This window comes from Caballeronia jiangsuensis (assembly GCF_046030135.1).
Taxonomy (GTDB): Bacteria; Pseudomonadota; Gammaproteobacteria; order Burkholderiales; family Burkholderiaceae; genus Caballeronia; species Caballeronia jiangsuensis.
This window is the reverse complement of sequence record NZ_JAQQDB010000124.1, coordinates 1-586: the sequence shown is the minus strand read 5'-3', so window position 1 is coordinate 586 and position 586 is coordinate 1. Positions and strand designations below refer to the sequence as shown.

Annotated in this window: 1 protein-coding gene; it reads left to right on the top strand. The window is 62.6% G+C overall.

The features are described from left to right. Positions 1 to 586 (top strand): FAD-binding protein (locus PQR08_RS38645; protein WP_408164497.1); only part of this gene is annotated, 586 nt, incomplete at both ends.

The window sequence follows — 586 nt, the reverse complement described above, 5'->3', positions numbered from 1 at the left end:
TTGCATCAAGGAGCCGATTCCGGTGGTGCCGACCATCCACTATCAGATGGGCGGTATTCCGACCAACATGCACGGTCAGGTCGTGGGCACCGCGAAGGGCTATGACGATCCGGTCAACGGCTTCTACGCGGTGGGCGAATGCTCGTGCGTTTCGGTGCACGGCGCGAACCGTCTGGGCACGAACTCGCTGCTCGATCTGGTCGTGTTCGGGCGTGCTGCGGGCAATCACATCATCAAGCACGCGAAGGAACTGAAGGAGCACAAGCCGCTGCCGGCCGATGCCGCCGACTTCGCGATGGAACGCCTCGCGGTGCTGGAGAAATCGACCTCGGGCGAGTACACGCAGAACATCGCCAACGATATCCGCGCGTCGATGCAGGCGCATGCGGGCGTGTTCCGCACGTCGAAGCTGCTCGAAGAAGGCGTCGGCAAGATCGCGGAACTGGCCGAGCGCGTGAAGCACGTGCATCTGAAGGACAAGTCGAAGGTGTTCAACACGGCGAAGGTCGAGGCGCTGGAACTGGCGAACCTGATCGAAGTGGCGCGCGCGACGATGGTATCGGCCGAAGCGCGCAAGGAAAGCCGT